This window comes from Weissella sp. MSCH1 (genome assembly GCF_045799135.1).
GTDB lineage: Bacteria > Bacillota > Bacilli > Lactobacillales > Lactobacillaceae > Weissella.
In genome coordinates this window covers 1-21314 of sequence record NZ_JBJMBA010000027.1, presented here as the reverse complement: position 1 = coordinate 21314, position 21314 = coordinate 1, and the positions used below count along the sequence as shown (strand labels likewise).

The window sequence follows — 21314 nt, the reverse complement described above, 5'->3', positions numbered from 1 at the left end:
TCAGTTACATATATTATCTTTACATACTTTATAAGTTTACCGGAAAGTGCCTATTTTGGCAATAATTCTAGGCCGAAAATCGACTGAAAACCAGTAATTTACTAGAACAATTGTCCTTCAAACTTTGATTCAGGATAGTTCTTGAAATCATACGTTGCCAAATCTTCTGCCTTGTTCACAAAGGCTGTCAAAGATTCCGTTAACATCAAGTTTGTCTTGTAATCAGTCTCTTCAACCATAATGATTGGCTTCTTTAAGGCCCAGGCCATACCAGCTTCAAAAGCAGTCCCTGAGTCAGCATCATCATCACGGAAATCAGCGACAACCACCAAGGCGTCTGCATCAAGCACTTGTGTCACATCACGACGGAACACTTCAGCCGCCCAGGCTGGCGTGTATTCAGGGTTATCCGTCTTTTGGTGGTGACGTGGTGAGTAGAAGTCAGTAACCGTTGGGTTCGCTTCTAATGCTGCCTCAATACGTGCAACACGATCAACTTGTTCGTCACTAAAGAATGGTGCGGCCAAATAAATTTGCATGATGTAAATTCCCTCTATTTGTAAAATTTGTATAGTTCACTTTACCACATCTCGTGACATTTGCTAACCGGAGAAATAAGAAAAAAAGAGAGTTATTACACCATAAGATGTAATAACTCTCTTTTAAAAGCGCAGCCTAAGCTACATTGGAAAATTCTACGTTAAACGTAAAATTAGTCCTTGATTTCTGAAACAGTTCCGGCACCGACAGTACGTCCACCTTCACGAACCGTAAACTTCAATCCCTTTTCGATGGCAACTGGTGCGATCAATTCGATATCGAATGTTACGTTATCACCAGGCATAACCATTTCTACGCCTTCTGGCAATTCAACAACACCAGTAACGTCAGTCGTGTGGAAGTAGAATTGTGGACGGTAGTTAGTGAAGAATGGCGTGTGACGGCCTCCTTCTTCCTTAGTCAAAACATAAACTTCGGCCAAGAACTTAGTGTGCGTTTGGATTGAACCAGGCTTAGCCAAAACTTGACCACGCTCGATTTCCTTACGATCAACACCACGCAACAATGCACCGATGTTATCACCAGCTTGACCTTGTTGCATTGACTTACGGAACATTTCGATTCCAGTAACAACAGTCTTGCGAACTTCTTCCTTCAAACCAACGATTTCAACTTCGTCGTTCAAGTTAACAGTTCCACGGTCGATACGACCTGAAGCAACAGTACCACGACCAGTGATCGTAAATACGTCTTCGACTGGCATCAAGAATGGCTTGTCAGTGTCACGCTCTGGAGTAGGAATGTATGAGTCAACAGTGTCCATCAACTCTTCGATAACCTTAACTTGTTCTGCGTCACCTTCCAAAGCCTTCAAGGCTGAACCGCGGATAACTGGAATGTCATCCCCAGGGAAATCGTATTCTGACAACAATTCACGAACTTCCATTTCAACCAAGTCGATCAACTCTTCGTCGTCAACCAAGTCAACCTTGTTCAAGAATACAACCAAGTAGTCAACACCAACTTGGCGAGCCAACAAGATGTGCTCACGAGTTTGTGGCATAGGACCGTCAGTTGAAGCAACAACCAAGATAGCACCGTCCATTTGGGCAGCACCAGTGATCATGTTCTTAACGTAGTCCGCGTGACCAGGGGCGTCGATGTGGGCGTAGTGACGAGCTTCCGTCTCGTACTCGATGTGAGCAGTGTTGATCGTGATACCACGCTCACGCTCTTCAGGAGCAGCGTCGATAGCAGCAAAGTCTTGTAGCTCAGCCAGACCCTTATCAGCCAATACCTTTGAGATAGCGGCAGTCAAAGTAGTCTTACCGTGGTCGACGTGACCGATAGTTCCAATGTTAACGTGAGGCTTAGTGCGCTCGAAATTTTCCTTAGCCAAAAGCTTGTCCTCCTAATATTCGCATGTTAGTCCTTTATTGGGCTAACCCTTATTGCTTACGTATTATTATACTACATTCTTAAAAGAACTAAAACAACTTGGTGCGAAAATCTTTAGTAATTTCTCTTTATGAGACTGGAATTATTATATATAACTTCGTGTTAATTGTAAATAATTTTTATCTTTTTTTGCAAACTGATTTTAAAAAGCCGATTTTACGCCATTAAAGCTAACATTTCAGCCTGTAGTTTTGCGCGCCATTCGCGCTGTTCCACTGCTTCTTGCGGCATCGTGTTACCCAGCGACTCAGCGATTAAGCCGGCAACCCAACTTTTAGGTTCAATTGCAACCTTTTCCAATACTGGGTAAGCAATCATCAGCATTAATCGAACTTGTTCTACCAAGCCGTGAACCATGGCAGGTCCAACCGTTTGTTCATATGATTGTAATTCAGTCACTATATCTTGATACCGAACCATATTTTCAATGGATTCTAGTTGGGCTGGTACAACCGTCAGTGTGTCTCCGTCAAGCCACACCATATCAACTGATTGTGTCACTCGTAACCGACGTAACCGGTCCAAGACTGACACACGTGAAATTGCCGTTAAGAATGGGTCCAGTAAGACGAAACGTGCACCAACTAGATATTCATCGAGCGGTAACTTGTCGGCCGCGATCAACCGTTCCCGTTGACTGATTGCATCTCCGTCGCTCAAATGATAAAAATGGCGCGCAATTGTTGTGATCGTTGCCTGTTGCGTTTGACGCGTTGTCATTTCTGCCGTCACAACTTGGGCCATCAAGTCGGCGCGTTGGGTCTCCGGTAACCACATAATAAATTCACGGGCCGTCAAAAATTGTTGATTATGCAAGGCAACCGTCACGTATAATTGCGCTGTTTCGGCAGTCGCTAGGTAACTGTCAATAAATTCGTCAGCAAACAACTGTGCAGTTTTATATTGACCATCTGCCAATAGTACGCGCGTCAGCAACTGGTTGATTGCTGGTGTTTGTTTGAGATCGTAAGCTTCATCCAAGGCATCTAAAGCTGGGCCGTATGAATGCTCGTCAAAAGACGCTTGCCCTTTTGCCACTAAGCTAGCAAATCGTTCTTCTTCCTCTGGTGTCATGCCCTCACCTTTCTAGATTGAAGAAGCGCCGATTCCTAAGAACCGACGCTTCTTTTTTTATTCAGCACTTGCTGGTTGTTCACCTTGCGTTGCCTTTGGCTTACGACGACGTGGCCGACGCTTCTTTTTCTTAGCGCCTTCCTCTGTAGCCCCCGCTGGCTTCACTTGTTGATTATTAGCCGGTGCTTGTTGTTTCTTTTGTTGTGCGCCATTGCCTTGTCCTTGTGCACCAGGAACTTTCTTCTTAGGCTTTGGCTTGCGGGCAGCTTGCTTTTGTGCTGCTACCGGCTTGTCCGTCGACTTGTTGTTCGTCTTGCTTGCAGAGCGCTTACGTCGACGACCGTTTTGGTTCGCTTCCATGATAACCGGTAAAATCACTGGCTTGCGACGAGTTTGTTCAAACAGGAACTTACCCAAGGCATCACGTACTGAATTCTTCAGGTTACCCCAATCGAATTCCTTCGTGTTCTTAATGCCTTCAGCGACTGTCTTTTCAACCAATTCCCCGGCTTCGCGAATTAGATCGCGTGACGTTTTCACATAGACGAAACCACGTGAGTCAATCTTAGGGGTTGCGACAATCTTTTTCTTCTTACGGTCAATTGTCACAACAGCGATAAAGACCCCATCTTCTGACAAGATGCGACGATCGTTTAGCACGATTGAGCCAATATCACCAACACCGGATCCATCAATCATGGTTGAGCCGACCTGGATTGAGCCACCCAAGAACATTTGCTCACCATCCCAACGGAGGTTGTCACCCTTCGCCAACAGCCAGACGTGATCATCATCGTAACCAACTTGTTCAGCTGCATGGTAAGCCGCATTCAAGACACGGTATTCACCTTGGATAGGAATCACATGTTGTGGCTTCAACAAGTTGAGCAACAGTTGGAAATCTTCCTTTGAGGCGTGACCTGAAGACTTCTTATCCGTTGAAATTTGCTTAACTGAAGCACCGGCACGGAACAACATATCACGCGTACGCGCCACGTAACCTTCCATAGCCGTAGATGGTGTTGTTGTAATAAAGACTAGGTCACCCTCTTGAATTTGGATGTTACGGTCATCGCCTTGCGCCATACGTTGCAAGTGACGAATTGGCTCACCCATCTTACCAGTTTCCAAAATAACCGTCTCTTCAGGTGCTAACTTACTCAAATTCTTCAAAGAAACGAATAATTCGTTCTCAGGCATTGGCAAGTGCAACTTCTTCAAACGAAGCGCCGTGCGGACCACCTTTTCCAAATCATTACCTGAGATAACAATTTTACGGCCAACTTTGTAAGCAGCATCAATAACTTGCTGGATACGTTGAATGTTTGAGGCCACTGCGGCGACGATAATACGGCCGTCCTTGTGTGCGCGGAATGAGTCCAAAACGTACTCTGCAAGTTCTGATTCGTGTGCTGACAAACCATAGCTTGCTGTACCGGCAGCATCTGCCAAGACGGCAATCACACCCTTGGCACCAATTTGTGCGAGACGCGCTAAATCAGTTCGGTAGTATGGCAATGCCGTCGTATCAATTTTAAAGTCACCAGTGTAAACAATTTGCCCCTCTGGTGTTTCGATAACGATACCCAATGATTCTGGAATCGTGTGTGTGGTCTCAAAAAATGAAACCGTTACATCCCCAAAGCTAACTTCTGAATTACCACGAACAACGTGATAATCATCAAACCCCTTTGCTTCTGGCTCAGCTTCAACAGCAAGCTTAGCCAATTCAATCGTTAATTCTGACCCAAAAACTGGCACCTTTACTTCATTTAACAAGTAAGGCAATGCACCAATTGCATCTGCGTGACCGTGTGTCAAAAAGACACCGGCGATCTTATCAGCGTTTTCTACCAAGTAGGCAAAATCTGGAATAACCACATCCACGCCAAGCAAATCGCTTTCTGGGTACTTCAACCCTGCATCCAAAATAAAAATGTCTTCACCGACGGTAACTGCATACATGTTCTTTCCGTTTTCACGTACGCCACCGAACGGCATAATACTTAATGTCGTTGTCATAATGTTCCTATTCTCGTTGTCTTTCACGGGTCAGCACAACCCAAACGTTTGTATGATTTATTCCAGTTTACCACAGTTTGAAGGCGGTACCAACAACAAGAAAAATAAAAATGGCGAACACCTGATCGATAACAGCCATTAAGCCGTCGGTTAGTTATATAACAAAAAAGAGCAAGTCCATAATAGACTTGCTCTTTTTATCAAACATTAGTTGCGAACAAATAACATTTGATGTGGGATATAATCCCTATTTAGCTAACGTTGATTACTTGTTCAACAAAGCTGCCAAACGTGACTTGTCACGTGAAGCCTTGTTCTTAGCAATCAAGCCCTTTGAAGCGGCACGGTCGATAGCTGATGAAGCGTTAACAAACAACTCTTGCAAGTTGTCTGCACCAGCTTCAGCGGCCTTACGGAACTTCTTCACTTCAGTACGGTATGCACTCAATTGTGAGATGTTACGCTCGCGTTGCACCTTGTTCAAGCGGGCACGTTGGATTGATGACTCAATAATTGGCATCGCTTTTCCCTCCGATGATAAATGTCAAAATAACGTACGTTGTTAATGTAAAAATTAACGACGCAATCCAAGCTTTTGGATCAACTCACGGTAACGTTGAACGTCGTTGTCACGCAAGTAACGCAACAAGTTACGACGGTGACCGATCTTCTTCATCAACCCACGTTGTGAGTGGAAGTCGTGCTTGTGCTCTGACATGTGTGCGTTCAATTCGTTGATGTCAGCAGTCAAAACTGCAACTTGAACTTCAACTGAACCAGTATCACCTTCGTGACGTGCGAATTCCTTGATGATTTCATTCTTGCGTTGTGCAGAAATAGCCATGTTGGATATCCACCTTTCTTTTGTATAGTCGCCTTAGACAACGTAGGACGACGGTGAACCGTCAAACATCGTAAAAGGTCGTGTGCTTTTGCACTTCAAATATAATACTAAACTTTCTAACGCAATGCAAGTAAAATCCCTAAGCAATATCTGCTTGATAGCGCAAGACAAATAATTCGAACAACAGTTCTGGTTCACGGGCTGTCGACTTCAGTTGTTCTTCCATACCGACTAAACCTAAATACGCTTTTGCTAAGGCAGGGTAACTAAACCGGCGAACAGTTTGGCGAGCCAACTTAACGCGATATGGGTTAACTTTTAGCATTTTTGCAGTACCCGCTTCACTTTGTGTCGCTGATTTCACTTGCAATAGCAACCGGAACTGGCCGAGAATAGCCGCGTGCAACCGAAGCGGTGCTTCCCCACCCTCGATTAACTCGTGATACAGTTCGACCGCGCGTGTTAATTTACGATTCAACAATGCATTGATCAAGTCGAAAATATTTTCGCTCAAGGTACGCGTGACTAAAGCATCCACTGCTTGCTCATCAATTTGCTTCGTATCATAGGCATACAGCATTAATTTATCTAGTTCAGACATGATTTGGGTCAATGACATATTCGTGAGCCGAACAAGTAGTTGGATGGCTGGCCCAGACATTTCAAAGCCATTTTGCCGCAGTTTATCTGTAATCATGCTGCGAACATCTTTTTCGGTTAAATCACCAAAAGCTAAATAAGCTGCTTGCTCTTTCAATAATTTGACAACCTTCTTCCGGCTATCGAGTTTTTCATAAGGTGCAAAAATAACCAAAACTGTTTGGGGCTCTGGATGTTCTGCGTATGCAATCAAATCTTCAACGTGATGCTCTACCTTTGTCCGGGGATTTTCACCGGTCAAGAAGTACGCGTCGTCAATCATAACAACCCGTCGATCACCAAAAAATGGGACCGATCGTGCATCATCTACAGCCACACCGAGTGGCGTTTCGCGCATATCAAATTGGGCCAAATTCAACGTGCAATCTTCATCTGGAATCAAGCTAACGAACGCTGATCGAACTTGATCAAGTAGATACTGGTCTGTTCCTTGAATCAGATAGATTGGCTTTAACGTTTGCTTGGCAACATCCTGTTGCACATCTCTTAGCGTAAGCGCCATGGTGCCTGCCTCCTCGTTTTTCTCATGTTTCTACTGTATCATGGTCGCCCCGGAAGTTGAATAGGTGATGTGATTTCTGCCTGCCACTGGTCATGCTTACCTGACCAGCAATACTGCACCATACCACTTTCAGCAGTACTGAACACTTGCATGTTATTTTGGTGAGCCGTAACCAGCGTTTCTTGATTAGGATGACCAAATCGATTTTTCACCCCCGCTGAGACAATGCCAACACTCGGTTGCAACCGCTGTACAAATTCGGAGGCCGTACTCGTTTTTGATCCGTGATGACCAAACTTTAGTATTGGCACCCAACCAAGCATCGGGTCATCCAGCAGTTTTCGCTCGCCTGCCTGATCCAAATCACCAGTCAACATCAATCGTTTCGGTCCCGTATCAACCAACAGTGCCACAGAATCTTCGTTTTCGCCGGTACCGGATTCAAGCGGGTGTTTGACTAACGTCCAGCGATTCAAACGCATCCCAGCCTGCACTTCATGCACCGAGGCGCCCTTGCAATATGGTGCGACCAATTTCTGATAGGCCTTAGTTTGCATCATACCTAGTGGCACATAGATTTTATCAACAGGTATTTGCTCTAAGAAATACGGCAAATTGCCAATATGATCAATGTCTTTATGCGTTAGGACTAACTGCTGCACCCGCGTGACACCCTTTCCTCGCAAAAACTGCACAAATTGTCGTGCCTGAAAATCATGCTTCTGTGAGACAGCCCACGGTGGTTTTGGTAAATTCATTTTGCCACCAACGTCCACCAGCATGACTTGCCGAGATGCGAGCCGCACAATCGTTGCATCCCCTTGGCCAACATCAGCGAACGCCACAAATCCACCCGTTGCTACTCGTGGTAGCAAAAACATCACGCCGTACATGGCTAACAACACCCAACAAATGAGCTGGCGCCTTTGTCCCAATAGCCAACCAACCGTTCCAACCAAGACAACACCACTTAGCAATATCGGCGGCTGCCCAAACACTAATTCACCTGGTACATCGTTCATTTGCGCGATGACAAACTGAATACCGTTAATTAGTGCATTACAACACGACGTGACAGAAATCAAACCACACCAATCTGCACCAATGCCAACCAACAACACCGGAATAACTAACCAAGTAAATATAGGCATTGCAATCAAATTCGCCAGAATTCTAATTGGATGCCAAGCATACGTATGCCATAAAAGTACCGGTAAAATTAATAACGATAAAAAGATGCACTGCCACCAGCCTGGTTTGCCTGTTATCCATAAGAGGCCAAAAGTCAGCAAGTATGATAATTGGCCACCTAAATTATGTAACACTCCTGGCTCAAGCAATAAGCCGCCTAATAACGCAATGCCCCAAGCATCAACCGCCGACAAACGGAGCCAGCCCAATTCTCGCCAAGCTTGTGTTAACGCCAATAATACAGCCCGCACCAATGATTGGACACCGCCAGCAAATAGTAGCAACACAAATAACAGCACTTGGACAATTAACAACGACCGTTCACGGGTGATGCCAATCCACCGACCAAACTTACGCCACAATACATAGACGCCCGCGACTTGGAAGCCTGAAATGCTAAACAAATGAACCAACCCCATCTTCTGAATACCGACGTTATCGTCATAGAAATCACGACGCGTATAACCTAAAAATAGTGTTTCACCATAGTCACGCAGCCCCGGTGGCAACGTTTCAAACCAGGCAACTAATCGACTGTGGCCCGTCCTAATCCGGCTATTAATGAATGGCCACGCCCCTGTTGGCGTATCAACTCGTTTGATGGTCGCTTGCTTCACGACAAACTGATGAACAATCCCCCGACTCCGCCAATAACTAATCGGATCAAAATTATACGCATTCCGGCGCGGCTGTATCCCTTCGTAATCGCCGACCCCAGTCACAACATAGCCCACATGAGTTGTCTGTAGCTGGCGAAACGTAGCTTCCTCGCGGCAAAACCAAGTTAACCGCACCCGTTCACGATTTGGCATCACCGCAAAGCCGGTAATTGTTGTACCACTAAACTGCAGTTCATCAGCGTGGATACGAAACGTACTCTCAACTTTACCAGTAGGACGTTGCGCTAATTCAGTTAACTTGAAATCTTGTGCAATAAAAAAACTGACATAGCCAATCGTGATGAGGATCGTCATCACAACGCGACACCGAAAACGGATCACGAGTAAGCCGCTTAACCATAGTAGCAGCGGTATTGACCACCAAAATTGATAACGGATTAACGTGTTTAACCCGCCAATATACAATGACAAAACTAACCAATAACCAGGCATTACACCGTAACCAAGGGTGCTAAACGAGCATATGTCTTCTCCCCAATCCCAGCGACTTCTTGCAAGTCATCGACCGTTTTAAACCCACCCATCGTTTCACGCTGGGTCACGATATCCTGAGCTCGTTTTTCACCCACGCCTGGCAAGGTTTGCAATTCAACGACCGTCGCCGTGTTCAAATTTATAAGTGATGTTTCAGTGGCGGCTGTCGCTGTTGTTGTCGACGGCGCGGTGGCGCTTGGTTGTCCCGGCAACGGATAGGCTGGCACTATTTCAGAACCATTCGGTATATACAGCACCTGACCATTCGTCAAGGAAGCTGCTAGATTCAAGCGTGTTCGGTCAACTGTCGCTAATGTCCCACCCGCTTTTTCAATGGCATCCGCCATAATGGGTGGCATAGTAAATTTATAAACACCTGGTCGGTGCACCGCACCCTTCACATCAACCACGACATTTTCTGGTTGGACTGTTGGCTGCACGGCCCGTGTGACTGAAACCGCTTTTTGGGTTGATTGGTCAGCCGCCACACTTGGCGAAATATCTCGTGGTAGCACTGGTGCGGTTTGTGAACACTGCCACCAAACCACTAGCCCAATACCAATACCGATTAGGCCAGTTGCAAACCAAATCAGATGCTGAAATCGATAATAATGCGCTTTTAGATTTGCCATGTTTTTTCCTCCAGTAATAGAGACACACAACCAATCAAAAAGTCCAAAAAAGACTGGCCCCAATTTTTCATCGGGACCAGTCTTAATCATGATTATTGTAGGTTCGGATCGTTGAAGATCGTATTCATTACTTCTTCAACCATATCAAATTCTGCGTCAGTTTCGATTGGTTGCAACATACCTTCTTCATCATCCTTATTATAGATGAATGGCATAATACCAACTTCTTCTTCGTCATCCCCATCCATCGCTGCATCCGCAGGGCCAAGGATGATGTATGACTTACCAAAATCTTCTGAGTCGAAAGAGAACAACTCAATAAATTCGTGTTCGTTGCCGTCCTCGTCAGTTAAGACGAACAATTCTGCGTCATTCATTTTTACGTCCTTTCCAGTTAACAAAAAATGACCGATGAGTCACCGGTCATTAATTGTACTAAAACATTAGTCTTCTTGCTCATCCAAGAATTGGTTCAAACGCTCTTCAACCATTGACCACTCTGCGTCGTCTTCGATTGGCGTCAAACCACCTTCAGTAGACGCAGCCGTCTCTTCAGGGTCGAAAATGTATGCTAACATTTCAACTTCTTCATCTTCGCCTGCCCCTGCTGGGTACAAGACGATGTATGACTTACCAAAATCTTCTGACTTAAACGTAAATAGCACTTCGAAAAGTTGCTCATCGCCGTTGTCGTCAACCAATGTGATAATGTCTTGCTCTTCGTCCATTATGTTTACCTCTTACTTTACAAGTGGTCCTTTGCGATCCAAATAATTTTGGAGAATCAAAGCCGCCGCTAACTTATCAATAACCTGCTTACGCTTCTTACGAGACGCATCAGCTTCTTCAACAAGCATACGTTCTGCTTCAACCGTCGTCAAGCGCTCGTCCTGGAAATCAATTGGCAGGCCAAATGTTTCCGTCAACAAGTCACCGTATGCACGTGCGGCATCGACACGCGGACCGGATGTGTTATTCATGTTCTTTGGCAACCCAAGAACGAACCCCGTTGGTTGGAATTGTGCCACCAATTCCTTCATACGCTCAATGCCAAACTCTTCCTCATCTTCATTAATGCGGATGATTTCAACACCTTGTGCTGTCCAACCGAGCAAGTCAGATACTGCCACACCAACTGTGCGTGATCCGACATCTAGACCCATTACGCGTCCCATCTTATCTGACCTCTTCTTTCTGGACCAAAATTTCTCTTAAATCTCTCGGAACTTCTCAACCAAATTACTTAGACAAGTAATCCTTAACCAACGCTTCAATGATTTCATCACGTTCAAACTTGCGAATCAAATTACGCGCATCGTTTACACGTGGAATATATGCTGGATCGTTTGAAATCAAGTAACCAACAATTTGGTTGATTGGGTTGTAACCCTTTTCTTCCAACGCTGCGTACACAATCTCAAGCGTCTTACGTACGTCGTGCTCTTGGTTATTACCAAAATCAAAGACAGCTGTATTATCTAATGAAGTCATTTTCAGCCTCCTTCCGAGGTTCCCCTCAATAAAAATGCGAGTTTACTTTGCAGACAACCAATCTGCTGCTTGCGTAAACGCATCTGCAATACCCGCTGGGTTCTTACCACCCGCTTGGGCCATGTCTGGGCGACCACCACCGCCACCGCCGATAGCTGGTGCAATGGCCTTGATCAAATCACCGGCCTTAACACCCTTAGCAATCGCGTCTGGTGAAGCAGCAACCAACAAGTTAACCTTTTCACCCAAGTTAGCAGCCAAGACCAACACATCAGATGGTGTTGCTTGCTTCCAGTTATCGGCTGTTGCACGCAACGCATCCATTGATTCAACGGCCATTTCAGTCGCGATAAACGTAAAGTTGCCAGCCGTTTGTACATCATTGAACGCAGCATTGGCAGCTTGATTAGCCAACTTTTGCTCCAATGAAGCCGCTTGACGCTCGGCATCCTTCAATTGCGCCTGCAAAGCAGCAATCTTATCGTTAACTTCTGACAATTGTGGTGCCTTAACTTGGGCCATTGCTTCGTTCAACCAAGCATCGTGTTGCTTGAACAAGTCCATTGCGCCCTGACCAGTCACCGCTTCGATACGACGTACACCGGCACCCGTACCTTGTTCGCTGACAATCTTGAACATCCCCAACTCAGCCGTTGAATTAGCGTGTGTGCCACCGTCAAACTCAACATTGAAGTCACCGATTGAGACAACACGGACCTTCTCACCATACTTTTCAGTAAAGACTGCGACAGCCCCCAACTTCTTAGCTGATTCGATATCCGTTTCAACCCATGAAATTGGCAAGTTTTCAATAATCTTAGCGTTGATCAAATCTTCAATTTCTTGCAACTTCTCTGCCGAAACAGCACCGTTGTAAGTAAAATCATAACGCAAACCATCTTCAGTGACCAATGAACCGGCTTGGGTTGTGTGTTCACCTAAAATGTTACGCAAAGCTTGGTCAAGCATGTGAGTCGCCGTGTGATTCTTAGAAACCGCTGCGTGGTACGCACGGTTAACATCAAGCTTGTACGTCTCACCGGCCTTGATTTCTGCATTAACTTGCAATGTGTGCAAGTGTTGGCCATTAGGTGCATTTTGTACATCAACAACTTCGGCGACTACTTCGCCAGCTGCATTAATGACAACACCGTGGTCAGCCACTTGACCACCCATTTCAGCGTAGAATGGCGTCACGTCAAAGATAACTTCGGCTTGACCATCCTTAGCAGACTCAACCAATTCATTATCAACAATCAGGTCCGTCAACTTAGCAGCATCAACTGTTAATTCTGACCAACCAACGTAGGTTGATTCTGTCTTCAAGTCCGTCAACAAGGCATTTTGAACACCCATTGAAGCTGTGTTACCACGAGCAGCACGGGCGCGTTCTTGTTGCGCCTTCATCTCGGCATCAAAGCCAGCTCGGTCAACTGTCAAACCAGCATCAGCGGCTGATTCCTCAGTCAACTCGTATGGGAAGCCGTACGTGTCATACATCTTAAAGGCAACCGCACCGTCGATAACACCGCCGTTAGCCTTTGCTTCATCAATAACACCGTCCAACAATGACAAACCGTCAGCCAGTGTCTTGTTAAAGCGAACTTCTTCAGCTTCAACCACTGATGCGATGTAGTCCGCATTGGCCAAAACTTCAGGGTAGTAAGACTTCATAATCTCACCAACCACTGGGACCAAGTCCTTCAAGAAGACCTTATCAATTCCCAACTTGCGACCGTGCAAAACCGCACGACGAAGCAAACGACGAATGATGTAACCGCGACCTTCGTTTGATGGCAAAGCCCCATCACCGATGGCAAATGTTACGGCACGGGCGTGGTCAGCAATCACCTTGAATGAGATGTCCTTTTCAGGATCATCACCGTACTTGTATTGACCTGACATCTCTTCCGTCTTACGGATGATTGGCAAGAACAAGTCCGTCTCAAAGTTGGTCTTGGCATTTTGGAACACAGAGACAACACGTTCGAGCCCCATACCCGTATCAATGTTCTTGTGTGGCAACTCAGGGTAATCCTTGTTGTCAGTCAAACCAGGCAAGTGGTTGTATTGTGAGAACACGATGTTCCAAATTTCCAAGTAACGTTCGTTTTCACCACCAGGGTAGTTTCCCTTGGCATCGTCGGCGTTGAATTCTTCACCACGATCATAGAAAATTTCCGTATCTGGTCCTGAAGGTCCCTCACCGATATCCCAGAAGTTATCTGGCTCTTCGTACAAGTGGTCCTTAGGCAACCCCACAACGTTCAACCAAATTTCCTTGGCCTCAGTGTCATTTGGGTAAACCGTCACGTACAACTTTTCAGGGTCCATACCGTACCATTCTGGACTCGTCAACAATTCCCAAGCCCAAGGAATAACTTCAGGCTTAAAGTAGTCGCCAATTGAGAAGTTTCCCATCATTTCAAACAACGTGTGGTGACGGGCCGTGTGACCAACGTTCTCAATATCATTCGTACGAATTGACTTTTGGGCGTTCGTAATACGGTGGTTTTCAGGTACAACTGAACCGTCGAAGTACTTCTTCAACGTTGCGACACCAGAGTTAATCCACAACAATGTTGGATCATCCTTTGGAATCAATGATTGAGATGGCTCAATGCTGTGTCCCTTGCTTTCGAAGAAACGCAAAAACATATCACGGATCTCAGCTGATGATAATGGCTTCATCTTCCAATCCTCGCTTAAATAAATATCTAAATAAAAACAGACCCCCATTGCAAAAACAGAGACGCCTACACGCGGTACCACTCTGCTTGCAATGATAGTCTGCATCATTACCTCTTTGAATGCCGTTAACGCTGGCGCACGGTTTGTTTTCACAAACAGCTGTGAAGGTAGCATCAGAAATGGTTGAGCGTTGTTTACATCATCCACAACGTTTCTATTGGCTCTCAAACCATAAATGATATGTCCTTGTTCATTATTGTAACATATTAAGAACTTCTAATAACCGTTTTTGTTTGCTTGAAATGTTTTTGTAAAAGTTATTTGGTATTTAGCAATCGCGCGATGTTTTCAGCCGTTCGTGTGAGATTTGCCTCACCAGTCTTCATTGCAGTCGACAAATCAACTGCACCCGGCACAATGCTGAACACCGCATCAATCCCCAAATCATACAACGTCTCAATGTCATCCCCAACGTATCCGGCCAATCCAATGACCTTCGCATCTGGTGAGACTTGCTTAATCGCTTGAGCTGCACCCATTGGCGTCTTACCGTACTGCGTTTGAAAATCAATCGCACCTTCGCCGACGAATGCGACATCCGCATTGGCGGCTTTGACACCTAACGCAGTCGCCGCAACAACCAAACTAATGCCTGATTGCATCGTAGCCTGTGTGAACGCCAACATACCAGCTCCGAGTCCACCAGCAGCGCCCGCCCCCGGTGTATTAGCCAAGTCGATACCCAGTTGTGTCTTAATCACCTTGGCATAATTTGTCAACGCCGCATCGAGCTCAACCACCATCGCTGGTGTTGCACCCTTTTGTGGTCCAAAGACAGCCGACGCACCAGTTTCACCAACCAGTGGATTCGTGACATCTGAAGCCAATAAGAATTCAGACTCGGCCACGCGCGGATCAATATGACTCATATCAAGCTTGGATAGCTGTGCTAACGGCGCGCCACCACGGGCGATTTGCTGCCCATTTTCATCAAGGAACCGGACACCCAACGCTTCAGCCATGCCGGCCCCGCCATCGTTTGTGGCAGAACCGCCAAGTCCGATGATGAAGCGACGCAACCCGCGATTCAACGCATCTTTGATCAATTGGCCCGTGCCAAACGTCGTCGTCATCAGAGGATTTTTCGTTTCTTCTGTCACGAATTGAATACCTGAAGCGGCTGACATTTCGATCACAGCCGTTTGACCATCACCTAGAACACCATAAAAGGCTGTCACCGTTTCGCCCAACGGATTTTGTACATCAACAGCGATGATGTCACCGTCCGTTGCATCAACTAATGACTGCACAGTGCCTTCACCACCATCGGCCATCGGGACCAATTCATAGTCCGCATCTGGATAAATTTTTTGCAAGCCAACTTGGATGGCCACAGCCGCCTCTTTAGCTGTCATACTACCTTTAAATGAATCTGGGGCAATTACAAATTTCATATCAATTCCTCGCTCCTTTAATCGTAGCCTGAAAATCAACCGAAATCAATCCAGCCAGCACAAAAAACAGGCCCACACTGCCAATTGCATGCGAGCCTGTTTCTTTACTTATCGTTAGCCTTTTTCTTAGCCTTACGCGCGGCACGAAGTGATTGACGTTCCTCAACACGCTTCTTGTACTTTGCATCACGGGCAATCGCAGACTTAATCTGACGCTTGTAACCAGGCTTAACGTTCTTCTTCTTCTTTTTAACCAAACCAATCATCGTTGGGTCTAGCTTAACAGTTGACTTCGAACGTTGCTTACGACGGCGACGATCATAACCAGGCTTAAGCTCTCCATGTGAGTAAGTCATTGGTTCAAACGTCACACCCATGTTTTCGACCGCTTGCACGCGTTCTTCTTCATCTGGGTTGTAAATCGTAATAGCCGTTCCTTCCATACCATTTCGACCAGTACGGCCAACACGGTGCACGAAGAATTCAAGTTCCGTTGGAATACCATCATTAATAATCAACGATACACCAGGGATATCAATACCACGCGCAGCCAAGTCAGTGGCCACAACGTATTGATAGTCCAGGTGTTGGATTTGTTGCATGGTACGCTTACGTTCACGTGGTTGGATACCACCGTGGATTTCAGCAACCTTCAAACCACGGTTACGTAATGACTTGGTTAACTCACGCGCACGTTCCTTCGTGTTAGTGAAAACCAAAGCCATGTATGGGTTTCCCATTGTCAATAACTCGTAAACCAAGTCATCCTTCTTCATGCCCTTCGTACCAACTAACAAGTTAGTAATCGTTGGGGCGATAACGGTTTCTGTTGGAATTTCTTCCACAACAGGGTTCGTTAGGTACTTCTTCAAGAATGGTTGCAACTTTTGTGGAATCGTAGCTGAGAAGACCAACATTTGCAAATCTTCAGGCATCGCACCCGCGATTGCATCAACTTCTGGTAGGAAGCCCAAATCCATGGTCATATCCGCTTCATCGACAACCAAAGCTGATGCTGTGTGGATATCCAACCCACCAGCCGTATACAAGTCCTTGATACGACCTGGTGTTCCAATAACAATTTGTGGTTGTGTACTTTCCAATTGGTGCATTTGGCGAACCTTATCAGTCCCACCAACATACAAGCCAATGCGTGGCTGTTGGTCAGCCGGGAAGCCTGTACCCAATTGCTTGGCTGCCGCATAGATTTGTTGCGCCAACTCACGAGAAGGCGTGGTAATCACGGCTTGCACCTTTTGAGCAGTTGGGTCAAACTTTTGGAAAATTGGAATCAAAAATGTGTGTGTCTTACCTGATCCAGTTTGTGATTGTCCCACAACGGAACGTCCTTGCATCACAACGGGAATCAAGCGTTCTTGCACCTTCGTTGGTGTGGTGAAACGAATTTCATCCAACGCCGTATAAATTTCTGGGCGCAAGTTGTAGTCAGTAAACTTAGCCATTATGCTTCTGTTTGCTCCTTCAATGTTTCATCGGCTTCACGAATAATTTCATGGACTTCATCAATATCCTTGGCAAAAGCACCCGAGGCAAACTTGTGTCCGCCGCCACCGTGGCGCTTTGCAATTTCGTTAATCACCGTGTTACGTGAACGTAGTCGGACACGGAAAAAGCCATCATCTTGCTGTTCAAAAACAGCCCAGGCCTTAACTGTGTTAATCTTTCCAAGTAATGGGACAATAAAGGCCGTCCCAAAATCACCAAGATTGAAGTTTTCAACAACTTCGTTCGTCAAAATAATGTAATTAAAGCCGTTATCGGTTGTGACCATGTTGTTATAGACATAGCCAGAAGCCCGGGCAGCTTCAACTGAGATGGTATCCATTTGTTGATTAATCTTAAACCAATCAAAATCAAACTTCATCAAATCAGCAACAACTTGCATCGTTTCAGACTTAGTCGCGTATAAGAAGCGCCCCGTATCTCCAACGATACCAGCATACAAATATGAGGCACCTGCATCTGACAAAGTCAATTCGTCTTCAAATTCCTTATAGAAGGCAAAAATCATCGCCGACGTAGAAGAAGCACCTTCAATCACCCACGTATAGTCGCCATATGGCTCGTCATTTGGATGGTGGTCAATCTTAACCAACACCTTACCGTAGTCGAAACGACGGTCATCGACACGTGGTGAATTTGCTGTGTCAGTCACAATTACCAATGCATCATCATAAAGTGAGTCAGGAATTTGCTCCATCTCACCCATCCAAGTCATGCTAGGCACTTGCTTGCCTACAACGTGAACCTGCTTCTCAGGGAACGACGTTTTAATTAACTCCGCCAAGCCAAATTGTGACCCAAAGGCATCTGGATCAGGGCGTTGGTGACGGTGAATAATAATCGTGTCCGCTGCCTTAATTTGCGCTAGAATTGCTGTTTGCGCTGTCATGATTCAATCTCAATTCTATCTAGTTTACAAACGTTGCTCGCAACGTTAACAGTTTGGGGCTACCACCCGCTACTTTAATAAGTATAGCAGAAAACCGCGGTAATTACGCGATTAGATTAGTTATCATACAGATTCAAGGGGATATTTTCAAAGGTAAGCGGTGCCAAATTCGTCATGGTTAGCCCTAAGAGGCGAATCGGCTTTTGATATCCTCCTAATTCTTCCCAAATGTCCGCAGCTAATCGTTCAAACTCGGTCGCATCATTTGGTAAATAATCTGGTTGGGTTGTCCGTCGTGTTTCCGTATTAAAATCTTCGTCACGTACCTTTAATACCAAAGTTTTACCGTGTAACGACCTTTTCTGCAGCGAGTTTTCTAAAAGTACGGCCAGCCGCTTTAGTTCGGCCATGATTTTCTCTTCGTTATCCAAAAACGGGCCATACGTTCGTTCTTTGCCAACTGATTTCCGCTCACGTTGCCACTCGACTGGTCGGTCATCAACACCCCGGATTCGTCGGTAAAAGTCATACCCCATCCGTCCAAAATGTTGGGTCAATGTCGTTTGGTCCATTGCATATAGCGCAGCGCCAGTTGTGACACCCAGTTCACGCATCCGTTCAGCCGTCTTTTGACCAACCCCACGGACCTCCTCAATTGGCAATGCATCTAAGAAAGGCCGAACATCTGCCTCCCGAACAACAGTCAGCCCGGCTGGTTTATTATGTTCAGATGATAGTTTTGCCAAGAACTTATTAAACGATACCCCGACCGAACTGGTTAATTGCAGTTCTTCATAGATAGTTTGTTGTAGGGTATGGGCTAAGGCAACCGGATTATCAATGCCAACTTTATTTTCTGTTACATCTAAATAAGCTTCATCAAATGCAATCGGTTCCACTTTGTCGGTATAACGATGAAAAATTTCATGTACCTGATTTGATACGGTCCGATATTTTTCAAAATTTGGCGTCAAGAAAATTGCCTCTGGCGCTAATCGAAGTGCTTCGGCGGCACTCATTGCAGAATGGACACCAAGTTGTCGTGCTTTATAGTTAGCTGTAGCAACCACACCACGGCCACTATGTTGTCGCGGGTCACGTGCCAAAATTAAAGCCACGTCGGCAAGCGCAGGATTATCTCGCGTTTCGACTTGCGCATAAAAGGCATCCATATCAACATGTAAAATTTGCCGGTCAGTATGTAATTGCACCGGAATTTCTAGTAAATCAGCCATCTCCCCCGCGCTCCTTTCGTTTAAAATCCATAATAAAAAAGAACCTGAGAAATATTTACTCAGGCTCTTTCATCTATTACTTAGCGTCGTCTGACTTTTCGTCTGCCACAACATCAGCTGTCGTGTCGACGATTTCATCAGTTGCCGTCTCTGCCTTGGGTGCTTCAGCCACAGCTGGAGCTGCCTTAACAACTTGGCGGATTGCTGACAATTCAAATACCAAAATAACACCTTCAGCATCCAAATCAAACGTCTTTGCTTCATTATCAACGGCAGCAATCTTACCGTGCAAACCACCGATAGTCACAACCTCGGCACCTGGTTGAACCGTGTTGATCATCTCTTGACGCTTCTTTTGCGCCTTTTGTTGTGGGCGAATCATAATAAAGTACATTGCCGCCACGAAGACGACCAAAATCAAAATATTAGCACTCATAGTAGTACACTCCTCTAGGATTTATTTAGCAATAGTTAGAACAAGCGCGCATTCGGATTCTTGTAACCGTAGTTTTCCATGACTTCTTCACGGAACTCAAGTAAGCGATCCTCAGCAATTGCTTGACGCATATCTTCCATCAACTTCAATAGGTAACGCAAATTGTGAACAGACGCAATGTTTTGCGCATACAATTCGTCGGCCTTAAACAAGTGGTGTAAGTATGCCTTGGTAAAGTTTTGTGAACCGTAGTCTTCCGTCTCGGGGTCAATTAGTGAAAAGTCATTCTTATACTTAGAATTCGTAATCACGATACGGCCCTTCGACGTCATCAAGGTTCCCTTGCGTGCGATACGTGTTGGTAGCACAGAATCGAACATATCAATACCGCGGATAGCACCATCAATCAAAGAATCGGGTGCTGCGACCCCCATCAAATAACGTGGCTTGTTTTCGGGTAGGAATGGTACCGTGAAGTCAAGCACACGGTTCATCTCTTCTTTAGTTTCACCGACAGACAGACCACCAACGGCGTATCCAGGCAAATCAAGCGAAACAAGATCTGAAGCAGACTGCTTACGAAGCTCACGGAAACCGGCACCTTGCACAATACCAAATAGCGCTTGATCTTCCGGACGACGATGGGCAGCTAAAGCACGTTCAGCCCATCGTGATGTTCGTTCAACTGAATTCTTCACGTAATCATACGTTTCAAAGTATGGAATTGCTTCATCCAATTGCATCATGACATCAGAGCCCAAATTATTTTGAATGCGCATCGCAACTTCAGGTGATAGGAACATTTCTTCCCCATTCACGTGATTACGGAAGGTCACACCTTCTTCTTTAATGTTGTTGCGTTCTGACAATGACCACACTTGGAAGCCACCTGAATCAGTTAGAATTGGGCCATCCCAATTCATAAACTTGTGCAAACCACCGGCTTCGGCAATCAACTCGTCACCCGGGCGAACCCATAGGTGGTACGTGTTTGACAAAATAAACTGTGACTTGATTTCTTTTAGTTCACGAGGTGACACGTTCTTAACCGTGGCTTGTGTACCGACCGGCATAAACATTGGTGTCATAACTTCACCGTGGGGGGTTGTAATTTTACCCAAACGTGCACCAGTGTGCTTTTCCACGTGGAGTAGCTCGTACTTCACAGCATAATCAGACATGATGTGACTTCCTTTCTCTCTACCAAACCTCGGTAGCAATTGTTTCTATCTTGATGTTCTTTTCGACCGCTCGAAAAAACTAGCCAAATACAATTATATCAGAAAGAATGCCTAGACTACGCACAAATTCAATATTAATTGTGAGATGCGGTGTTTTTGTGTCAGTTTTATCACTAATATATGTTAATTACCGTTTCTGATACAAAAAAACCACCAACAAGTGGTGGTTTAAGGATGGACGTTACAGGGATCGAACCTGTGACCCCCTGCTTGTAAGGCAGGTGCTCTCCCAGCTGAGCTAAACGTCCATGTGCATCGCGACGTCCTATCCTCGCAGGAAGCGATCCTCCAACTACTTTCGGCGCTATTGAGCTT

General features: G+C 45.6%; 20 protein-coding genes and 1 tRNA gene. All 21 read right to left on the bottom strand.

Annotation, left to right across the window (positions count from 1 at the left end; all coding sequences use genetic code 11):
• Nucleotides 1–101: 101 nt before the first annotated feature.
• The 21 genes from ACJ28U_RS01785 to ACJ28U_RS01685 all read right to left on the bottom strand — a co-directional run bounded on the left by ACJ28U_RS01785 (nucleotide 102) and on the right by ACJ28U_RS01685 (nucleotide 21247).
• Complete coding sequence (locus tag ACJ28U_RS01785) at nucleotides 102–539, bottom strand: nucleoside 2-deoxyribosyltransferase (RefSeq protein WP_010369733.1); 438 nt, start codon at nucleotides 537–539, stop codon at nucleotides 102–104.
• A 173-nt stretch (nucleotides 540–712) separates the two neighbouring features.
• On the bottom strand, nucleotides 713–1900 hold the full coding sequence (tuf, locus tag ACJ28U_RS01780) for an elongation factor Tu (RefSeq protein WP_407618204.1): 1188 nt from the start codon (nucleotides 1898–1900) through the stop codon (nucleotides 713–715).
• A 215-nt stretch (nucleotides 1901–2115) separates the two neighbouring features.
• Entirely contained in the window at nucleotides 2116–3033 is a 918-nt protein-coding gene (locus ACJ28U_RS01775) for a hypothetical protein (protein ID WP_407618203.1), read from the bottom strand.
• Between the two features lie 57 nt (nucleotides 3034–3090).
• Nucleotides 3091–5055 (bottom strand): ribonuclease J, encoded by a 1965-nt coding sequence (locus tag ACJ28U_RS01770; protein WP_407618202.1) that lies wholly within the window; start codon nucleotides 5053–5055, stop codon nucleotides 3091–3093.
• Between the two features lie 265 nt (nucleotides 5056–5320).
• Nucleotides 5321–5575: a 30S ribosomal protein S20 gene (gene rpsT, locus ACJ28U_RS01765; RefSeq protein ID WP_043709126.1), complete on the bottom strand. Its 255-nt coding sequence runs from the start codon at nucleotides 5573–5575 to the stop codon at nucleotides 5321–5323.
• A 54-nt stretch (nucleotides 5576–5629) separates the two neighbouring features.
• Nucleotides 5630–5899: a 30S ribosomal protein S15 gene (rpsO, locus tag ACJ28U_RS01760; protein WP_003609971.1), complete on the bottom strand. Its 270-nt coding sequence runs from the start codon at nucleotides 5897–5899 to the stop codon at nucleotides 5630–5632.
• A 139-nt stretch (nucleotides 5900–6038) separates the two neighbouring features.
• Nucleotides 6039–7061, bottom strand: a complete 1023-nt coding sequence (holA, locus tag ACJ28U_RS01755; protein ID WP_407618201.1) for a DNA polymerase III subunit delta — start codon at nucleotides 7059–7061, stop codon at nucleotides 6039–6041.
• A 38-nt stretch (nucleotides 7062–7099) separates the two neighbouring features.
• Nucleotides 7100–9226 carry a ComEC/Rec2 family competence protein gene (locus ACJ28U_RS01750; RefSeq protein ID WP_407618200.1) on the bottom strand — a complete coding sequence of 709 codons (2127 nt, stop codon included), beginning with the start codon at nucleotides 9224–9226 and terminating at the stop codon, nucleotides 7100–7102.
• Nucleotides 9227–9363: 137 nt separating this feature from the next.
• Nucleotides 9364–10038 carry a helix-hairpin-helix domain-containing protein gene (locus tag ACJ28U_RS01745; protein ID WP_407618199.1) on the bottom strand — a complete coding sequence of 225 codons (675 nt, stop codon included), beginning with the start codon at nucleotides 10036–10038 and terminating at the stop codon, nucleotides 9364–9366.
• A 92-nt stretch (nucleotides 10039–10130) separates the two neighbouring features.
• Nucleotides 10131–10415 carry a DUF1292 domain-containing protein gene (locus ACJ28U_RS01740; protein WP_010369769.1) on the bottom strand — a complete coding sequence of 95 codons (285 nt, stop codon included), beginning with the start codon at nucleotides 10413–10415 and terminating at the stop codon, nucleotides 10131–10133.
• Nucleotides 10416–10481: 66 nt separating this feature from the next.
• Nucleotides 10482–10766: a DUF1292 domain-containing protein gene (locus ACJ28U_RS01735; protein ID WP_010369772.1), complete on the bottom strand. Its 285-nt coding sequence runs from the start codon at nucleotides 10764–10766 to the stop codon at nucleotides 10482–10484.
• Nucleotides 10767–10778: 12 nt separating this feature from the next.
• Nucleotides 10779–11213, bottom strand: a complete 435-nt coding sequence (gene ruvX, locus ACJ28U_RS01730; protein WP_099087677.1) for a Holliday junction resolvase RuvX — start codon at nucleotides 11211–11213, stop codon at nucleotides 10779–10781.
• A 64-nt stretch (nucleotides 11214–11277) separates the two neighbouring features.
• Nucleotides 11278–11529: an IreB family regulatory phosphoprotein gene (locus ACJ28U_RS01725; protein ID WP_010369780.1), complete on the bottom strand. Its 252-nt coding sequence runs from the start codon at nucleotides 11527–11529 to the stop codon at nucleotides 11278–11280.
• A gap of 42 nt (nucleotides 11530–11571) precedes the next feature.
• The gene (gene alaS / locus ACJ28U_RS01720) at nucleotides 11572–14220 is read right to left on the bottom strand and encodes an alanine--tRNA ligase (protein ID WP_407618198.1); all 2649 of its coding nucleotides are present in this window, start codon (nucleotides 14218–14220) and stop codon (nucleotides 11572–11574) included.
• A gap of 317 nt (nucleotides 14221–14537) precedes the next feature.
• Nucleotides 14538–15674 (bottom strand): glycerate kinase, encoded by a 1137-nt coding sequence (locus ACJ28U_RS01715; protein WP_407618197.1) that lies wholly within the window; start codon nucleotides 15672–15674, stop codon nucleotides 14538–14540.
• A gap of 104 nt (nucleotides 15675–15778) precedes the next feature.
• Nucleotides 15779–17137, bottom strand: a complete 1359-nt coding sequence (locus ACJ28U_RS01710) for a DEAD/DEAH box helicase (RefSeq protein WP_060654777.1) — start codon at nucleotides 17135–17137, stop codon at nucleotides 15779–15781.
• Nucleotides 17137–18087, bottom strand: coding sequence for a bifunctional oligoribonuclease/PAP phosphatase NrnA (locus ACJ28U_RS01705; protein ID WP_010369793.1), 951 nt, complete (start codon nucleotides 18085–18087; stop codon nucleotides 17137–17139). The genes ACJ28U_RS01710 and ACJ28U_RS01705 overlap by 1 nt, the downstream gene beginning before the upstream one ends.
• Nucleotides 18088–18203: 116 nt before the next feature.
• Nucleotides 18204–19322 carry a DNA polymerase IV gene (gene dinB, locus ACJ28U_RS01700; RefSeq protein ID WP_407618196.1) on the bottom strand — a complete coding sequence of 373 codons (1119 nt, stop codon included), beginning with the start codon at nucleotides 19320–19322 and terminating at the stop codon, nucleotides 18204–18206.
• 76 nt (nucleotides 19323–19398) lie between these two features.
• On the bottom strand, nucleotides 19399–19758 hold the full coding sequence (gene yajC, locus ACJ28U_RS01695) for a preprotein translocase subunit YajC (protein WP_010369799.1): 360 nt from the start codon (nucleotides 19756–19758) through the stop codon (nucleotides 19399–19401).
• 35 nt (nucleotides 19759–19793) lie between these two features.
• Entirely contained in the window at nucleotides 19794–20939 is a 1146-nt protein-coding gene (gene tgt / locus ACJ28U_RS01690) for a tRNA guanosine(34) transglycosylase Tgt (protein WP_010369801.1), read from the bottom strand.
• A gap of 235 nt (nucleotides 20940–21174) precedes the next feature.
• Nucleotides 21175–21247: transfer RNA gene (locus ACJ28U_RS01685), tRNA-Val, on the bottom strand.
• Nucleotides 21248–21314 lie beyond the last annotated feature (67 nt).

Excerpts from the sequence above, each read along its gene's own strand:
- ACJ28U_RS01740 (WP_010369769.1), bottom strand. The coding sequence starts at position 10,415 with ATGAATGACGCAGAATTGTTCGTCTTAACTGACGAGGACGGCAACGAA.
- alaS (WP_407618198.1), bottom strand. The coding sequence starts at position 14,220 with ATGAAGCCATTATCATCAGCTGAGATCCGTGATATGTTTTTGCGTTTC.
- ACJ28U_RS01750 (WP_407618200.1), bottom strand. The coding sequence starts at position 9,226 with ATGACGATCCTCATCACGATTGGCTATGTCAGTTTTTTTATTGCACAA.
- dinB (WP_407618196.1), bottom strand. The coding sequence starts at position 19,322 with ATGGCTGATTTACTAGAAATTCCGGTGCAATTACATACTGACCGGCAA.
- rpsT (WP_043709126.1), bottom strand. The coding sequence starts at position 5,575 with ATGCCAATTATTGAGTCATCAATCCAACGTGCCCGCTTGAACAAGGTG.
- yajC (WP_010369799.1), bottom strand. The coding sequence starts at position 19,758 with ATGAGTGCTAATATTTTGATTTTGGTCGTCTTCGTGGCGGCAATGTAC.
- rpsO (WP_003609971.1), bottom strand. The coding sequence starts at position 5,899 with ATGGCTATTTCTGCACAACGCAAGAATGAAATCATCAAGGAATTCGCA.
- tgt (WP_010369801.1), bottom strand. The coding sequence starts at position 20,939 with ATGTCTGATTATGCTGTGAAGTACGAGCTACTCCACGTGGAAAAGCAC.
- ACJ28U_RS01770 (WP_407618202.1), bottom strand. The coding sequence starts at position 5,055 with ATGACAACGACATTAAGTATTATGCCGTTCGGTGGCGTACGTGAAAAC.
- ACJ28U_RS01775 (WP_407618203.1), bottom strand. The coding sequence starts at position 3,033 with ATGACACCAGAGGAAGAAGAACGATTTGCTAGCTTAGTGGCAAAAGGG.
- ACJ28U_RS01715 (WP_407618197.1), bottom strand. The coding sequence starts at position 15,674 with ATGAAATTTGTAATTGCCCCAGATTCATTTAAAGGTAGTATGACAGCT.
- ACJ28U_RS01705 (WP_010369793.1), bottom strand. The coding sequence starts at position 18,087 with ATGACAGCGCAAACAGCAATTCTAGCGCAAATTAAGGCAGCGGACACG.
- ACJ28U_RS01745 (WP_407618199.1), bottom strand. The coding sequence starts at position 10,038 with ATGGCAAATCTAAAAGCGCATTATTATCGATTTCAGCATCTGATTTGG.
- ACJ28U_RS01710 (WP_060654777.1), bottom strand. The coding sequence starts at position 17,137 with ATGGCTAAGTTTACTGACTACAACTTGCGCCCAGAAATTTATACGGCG.
- ACJ28U_RS01785 (WP_010369733.1), bottom strand. The coding sequence starts at position 539 with ATGCAAATTTATTTGGCCGCACCATTCTTTAGTGACGAACAAGTTGAT.
- ruvX (WP_099087677.1), bottom strand. The coding sequence starts at position 11,213 with ATGGGACGCGTAATGGGTCTAGATGTCGGATCACGCACAGTTGGTGTG.
- ACJ28U_RS01735 (WP_010369772.1), bottom strand. The coding sequence starts at position 10,766 with ATGGACGAAGAGCAAGACATTATCACATTGGTTGACGACAACGGCGAT.
- holA (WP_407618201.1), bottom strand. The coding sequence starts at position 7,061 with ATGGCGCTTACGCTAAGAGATGTGCAACAGGATGTTGCCAAGCAAACG.
- ACJ28U_RS01725 (WP_010369780.1), bottom strand. The coding sequence starts at position 11,529 with ATGACTTCATTAGATAATACAGCTGTCTTTGATTTTGGTAATAACCAA.